We start from the raw sequence: 4990 nt of genomic DNA, 5'->3' as shown, positions 1-4990 counted from the left end.
CTCGTCGCCCTGCTTGCATCCGCCGACATCGCAACGGTCTTGCTCGTGCATCCGCCCGGCGAGTCCTCCCTGCCGCTGACGATCTTCACGGTCATGGCAAACGCACCGGAGATGCTGGTGTCGGCGCTCTGCCTCGTCTACATAGCCGGCGCTGCCGCGGTGCTGGGGTGTCTTTGGGTGTTGAGCGGAGCAACTGAAGCATGAAACGCGCGGATCTCGAGCTGCGAGGGCTTTCGAAGCACTACAATGCACGGCTCGCGTTGGACGACGTCTCGCTGCGAGTCGAGCCGGGGGACCACACTGCCATTGTCGGTTCATCAGGGTGCGGTAAGTCGACGCTACTGCGAATGGTCGCGGGCCTCGATGCCCCCTCGAGCGGCCAGGTCCTCCTGGATGGAGAGGTGGTCTCCGATACCCAGCGCATTGTTCTGCCGCCGCACCGGCGGGGCATCGCCATGGTGTTTCAGGACCTGGCGCTGTGGTCAAACCTATCCGTGTTGGAGAACGTCCTGCTCGGACTGGGAGGCACGGAGTGTTCGAAGGCGGAGCGCGCGGCCCGCGCCACCGACGCCCTGGCGCTTTGTGGAATTCCCGATCTCGCAGACCGCAAGCCCGGCACACTCTCGGGCGGGCAGCAACAGCGCATCGCCCTGGCCAGGTCCCTCGCCGTTCGGCCGGCGTTTCTGTTTCTCGATGAACCGTTTGCCGGCTTGGACCCGGTGATCAAGGCGAAGCTCTTGCCCGAGATTGCGGCGCTTGCCGGTGAGCACACGTTCACCATCGTGCTCGTCACCCACGACCCCTTCGAAGCGACCGAGCTCTGCACGATGGGGGTGTTGCTCGATGGTGGCCGCGCAACCGAGCGAGGCAAACTGGTCGATCTCGTACGCGAGTCGTCGTCGGAGATTCTCGGTAGCTTCCGGCAGCGTCTGAGCGGCTGGGCTGGTGCGCTCGCCTGAGCACGTGCGCCGCAGCGGACGAGGTCGCTGCCGAGAAAGCAGCGCTCACTAAGGAATGGCGATGCCGATGATGGAGGTCCGGCCAGTGCGGGTGCGTGCATCGCTCGCGCTGAAACACTCTCGCGTGGGCTTCGAGACGGTCTCGGCTGCGCTGAGACTTCCTCAGCCCGGACGGTGTCGGGACCGATTTCATTGCGGTTCGTCGGTTCGCCCGGAGAACTCACGCGGCGGGATTGGCGTCGACGATGCGCTGGCGCGCGTCGAGGACGAGTATGCCGTCTTGCATGCCTTCGATGACCGTGTCGCGAGCCACCGGCGCCAGATCGAGGAGCTGGAAATGGACGATGGCCCACGCCATCGCGCCGCCGGTGATGGTGAACGCGAACGGCGTCGGGTCGATGGTCGGGCTGACCCCGCTGAGGTGCAGGAAGTTCGCAATCCACGGCATTGCCGCGGCGATTGTCAGGACGACGGCCTGGCCGCGGTAGATGCTGCGGGCCTTGAGCAGCATGGGTACAAACGCCGCCGTGCCGAGGAACAGCAGTACGTAGGCGAAAATCGCGTTGGCCCAGAAAGCCGGCCCTTTGCTGCTCTGGAGCACGCTGAAGCCTGCGGCCTCGACCAGCCTGGCGGCGCGGTAGATCGGGCCGGGTACGTCGCCCGCGTAAACCGCCACGAGCATGGCCACGGGTTCGATCAGCAGCACGGCCAGCACCGGCCAGGACAACCAGGCCCCGTGGCCGGCGAACTGAACGGCAAAGGCCAACCACGCCACCGGAATGACGACGATGCCCGGATACTGCCATCTCGCCCAGAACAGCTTTCCCGCGAGCGTGGGGCTGGCGATTTCCATCGCATACGCCAGCGACCAGGTCGTCACGGCGGCCATCAGCACGGCCAGCGTGCCGGCGCCGTTGGCCGGCCGCCGTTGCCAGACGAACACACCTACGGTGGCCGAGATTGCCGCGGTCGCTAACAGGGGCAAAGAGTACGGATCGTGCGGCCACGGCATACGTTACGGTCATCCCTATGCACTGCGGGGACGCTCCCGGTCAGTCTCCGCAGCAGGTATCATGCCGAAGGCGCGGTGCCGCCCGGTCGCCCGGTATGGCGAGCTTGCGGTCGGACGGTGCACCATCGTGACGCTCCTGGCGCCGCCGAGTTGACACGTCGCAGGTGCCATGCGGCGTGCGACTCCGGTAGACTGATCCCTTCGGCTGTATCGGCGTTCATCTGTGAAACGAACGTCGCGTTTGTTGTCGGTATGTACAGGTTTCGTTTGGGGAGGTTGAGGCCGGTGTTACTTGCAACGGCCCGGAACGCGCGACAGGATTCAAGTGCATGATCGAGCTCGTGGGACTGACGAAGTGTTACGGCCGAACGGTGGCGGTCGACGATCTTAACCTGACGGTGGCGCCGGGGGAGGTGTTCGGGTTCCTCGGGCCGAACGGCGCCGGGAAGACGACGACGATTCGCATGATGATGGGTCTGCTGCGGCCGACCCGCGGTGCCGTGCGGCTGGGCGGCTACGATCTTGCGGTCGATCCCGTGGCGGCGAAGCAGCTCTGCGGCTTCGTGCCCGATCGGCCGCACGTCTACGAAAAGCTGACGGGAGCCGAGTTTCTGGACTTCGTCGCCGGGCTTTACGGCGTCGAGGCGGCGTCGATCGCGAGCCGGCGCGGGGAGTTGCTGGAGATGTTCGACCTGCTCGGGTGGGCCGACGAGCTGGTCGAGAGCTACTCGCACGGAATGAAGCAACGGCTGGTGATGGCGGCGGCGCTGGTGCACGCGCCGCGGTTGCTGATTGTCGACGAGCCGATGGTCGGACTCGATCCGCGAGGGGCGCGGTTGCTGCAGCGCACGTTTGCCGAGCTGGCGCGCGAGGGTGTCACGGTGTTCATGTCGACGCACAGCCTCGGGGTCGCGGAGGAAACCTGCGACCGGATCGGCATCGTCAACCAGGGCCGCCTGATAGCCGTGGGTACCGTCGAAGAGTTGCGCCGGCTCGCCGGCAGCCACGCCGACGCACGATTGGAGGCGATATTCCTGCGGTTGACGGGCGGCGAGGACGTTGCCGACCGCCTTGCCGCGCTGAACGCCTGAGGAAGGTGCGGGCGCGGCAGGCTTTATGGAGCAGGAAACGGGGAGCGCGCAGCGCGCAGCGGTCCTGGCCGCCGGTGCCGCCGGTAAGTTTGGGCTGCTGCTGTCGCCGCGGTTTCGTGCGGCGCGCAATCGGCTGCGGCGGCTGGACCGGCGTGGGCGGCTGCTGGTCGGTTTGCTCGGAATGCTGGGGGCGGCGTTCTGGGTGGGCGTGTTTGTCTTCTTCTACCGCGCGCTGCGGTACTTCCTGAGCGTTCCGGAGTTCGGTCCGATCCTTACCTATAGACTCCTCGGGATGGTGTTACTGACCTTTTTTTCGATTCTGCTGTTTTCGAACATCGTGACCGCGCTATCGACTTTCTTCCTGTCGCGAGATCTGGAGCGGCTGGTGGCGGCGCCGGTGTCGGGAGCGTTGTTGTTTGCCGGGCGCTTCGGCGACACGATCATCGAGTCGTCGTGGATGGTGGTGATGTTCGCGGTGCCGGCATTTCTCGCCTACGGCATTGCGCACGGTGCGGGGCCGGCGTTCTATCTGCTGGCGGCTGCCGTGCTGCCGCCCTTTCTGATCATACCGGCGGCCGTGGGGGTGACGTGCACGGCGGTGCTCGTCAACGTCTTCCCGGCGCGGCGGACACGGGATGTGCTGGTACTGTTGTCGGTGGTGGCAATTGCGGTCGTCTACCTGCTGTTGCGGATGCTGCAGCCCGAGCGGTTGGTGAATCCGGAGGCGTTCGCGGATTTCGTACAGTTCCTGGCGGCGATGCAAACGCCGTCGTCGCCGTTGTTGCCCAGCACCTGGGTGGCGGAGATCCTGCACCCGGTGTTGACCGGGCGGGAGGGTAGCCCGGGGTTTCATTTCCTTCTCCTGGCGAGTACGGCGGCGGCGTTCGTCGTGCTGTGCGAGGCGGCGCTGCGCCGTCTGTTTCTGCCCGGTCTGAGCAAGGCTCAGGAGGGGCGGCGGGTCGGTTTCACGCGGCGTGCCGGGTGGGAACGGGCATTGGGTCTGCTGACGCTGCCGTTCGCGGCGCAGACGAGGTTGCTGGTCGTCAAGGAGGTCAAGACCTTCTTTCGCGACACCGGTCAGTGGTCGCAGCTCATTCTCTTGCTCGCGCTGGTGGTCGTGTACGTTTACAACTTCAGCGTCCTGCCGTTGCCGAGCGGGGCGGTGGTGACCTTTTACTTCAAGAACGTTATCGCCTTTCTGAATCTTGCCCTGGCGGCGTTTGTGATTGCCGCGGTGGCGGTGCGGTTCGTGTTGCCGTCGATCAGCCTGGAGGGGCGGTCGTTCTGGATTGCGCGCAGCGCGCCGTTGCCGTTGCGGCGGTTGTGGTGGAGCAAGTTCTGGGTGGCGCTGGTGCCGTTGCTGGTGCTCGGGGAGGTGCTGGTGGCGGCGACCAACTACTACTTGCGGGTGATACCGTTGATGGTGTGGTTGTCGACGGTGACGCTGGCGGGGATGACGTTCGGCATTGTCGCGCTCGGACTGGCGGTGGGGGCAGCGTACCCGAAGTTCGACGCCGACAATGCGGCGAAGGTGGCGGCTGGGGTTGGCGGGCTGACGTACATGATTCTGTGCATGTCGTTCATCGGGCTGGTCGTCGTGCTGGAGGCGTGGCCTGTGTACGCCGTGTTCATGGGCCGACTGCGCGAGGAGCCGTTGGCGGGGTGGGAATGGGCGAGTATCGTGGGGTCGCTGGGCCTGGCTGCCGCGCTGGTGGTGGCGGTGTTCGTCGGCTCGGTGCGCTACGGATTGCGGCAATTGGAGATGCTGGAGCCGTAACCTGTACCCATGGGCCCGCTGGTGGCTTCTTGCAGAATAGTAAACCAGGATCGCAGAACAGCGCGGGCTGCCGCCCGCGACCCAAAGCGAACAACCAGCCCGTTCGCCCCGAGTAGGACCCGTTTGTTCAGGGTCCGTATCGAGGGGCGCG

5 protein-coding genes are annotated in these 4990 nt (G+C 65.7%); 4 read left to right on the top strand and 1 reads right to left on the bottom strand.

The genetic code is table 11. The features are described 5' to 3' along the window. A partial coding sequence (locus L6Q96_22815) for a hypothetical protein (protein ID MCK6557383.1) occupies positions 1-204 on the top strand: 204 nt, incomplete at its 5' end. Continuing rightward, positions 201-959: an ABC transporter ATP-binding protein gene (locus L6Q96_22810; GenBank protein MCK6557382.1), complete on the top strand. Its 759-nt coding sequence runs from the start codon at positions 201-203 to the stop codon at positions 957-959. The genes L6Q96_22815 and L6Q96_22810, both read left to right, overlap by 4 nt. Positions 960-1179: 220 nt before the next feature. Here L6Q96_22810 and L6Q96_22805 read toward each other — a convergent pair whose 3' ends face one another. Beyond that, entirely contained in the window at positions 1180-1971 is a 792-nt protein-coding gene (locus L6Q96_22805) for a hypothetical protein (protein MCK6557381.1), read from the bottom strand. Positions 1972-2300: 329 nt separating this feature from the next. Here L6Q96_22805 and L6Q96_22800 point away from each other — a divergent pair, with 329 nt between their 5' ends. Both L6Q96_22800 and L6Q96_22795 read left to right on the top strand, forming a co-directional pair. Further along, on the top strand, positions 2301-3062 hold the full coding sequence (locus tag L6Q96_22800; protein MCK6557380.1) for an ABC transporter ATP-binding protein: 762 nt from the start codon (positions 2301-2303) through the stop codon (positions 3060-3062). A gap of 25 nt (positions 3063-3087) precedes the next feature. Continuing rightward, positions 3088-4839, top strand: a complete 1752-nt coding sequence (locus tag L6Q96_22795; protein ID MCK6557379.1) for a hypothetical protein — start codon at positions 3088-3090, stop codon at positions 4837-4839. Positions 4840-4990: the final 151 nt, after the last annotated feature.

The organism is Candidatus Binatia bacterium, from assembly GCA_023150935.1.
Lineage (GTDB): Bacteria > Desulfobacterota > Binatia > HRBIN30 > HRBIN30 > JAKLJW01.
The sequence above is the reverse complement of the archived record's forward strand: the minus strand, read 5'-3'. Positions and strand labels throughout refer to the sequence as shown.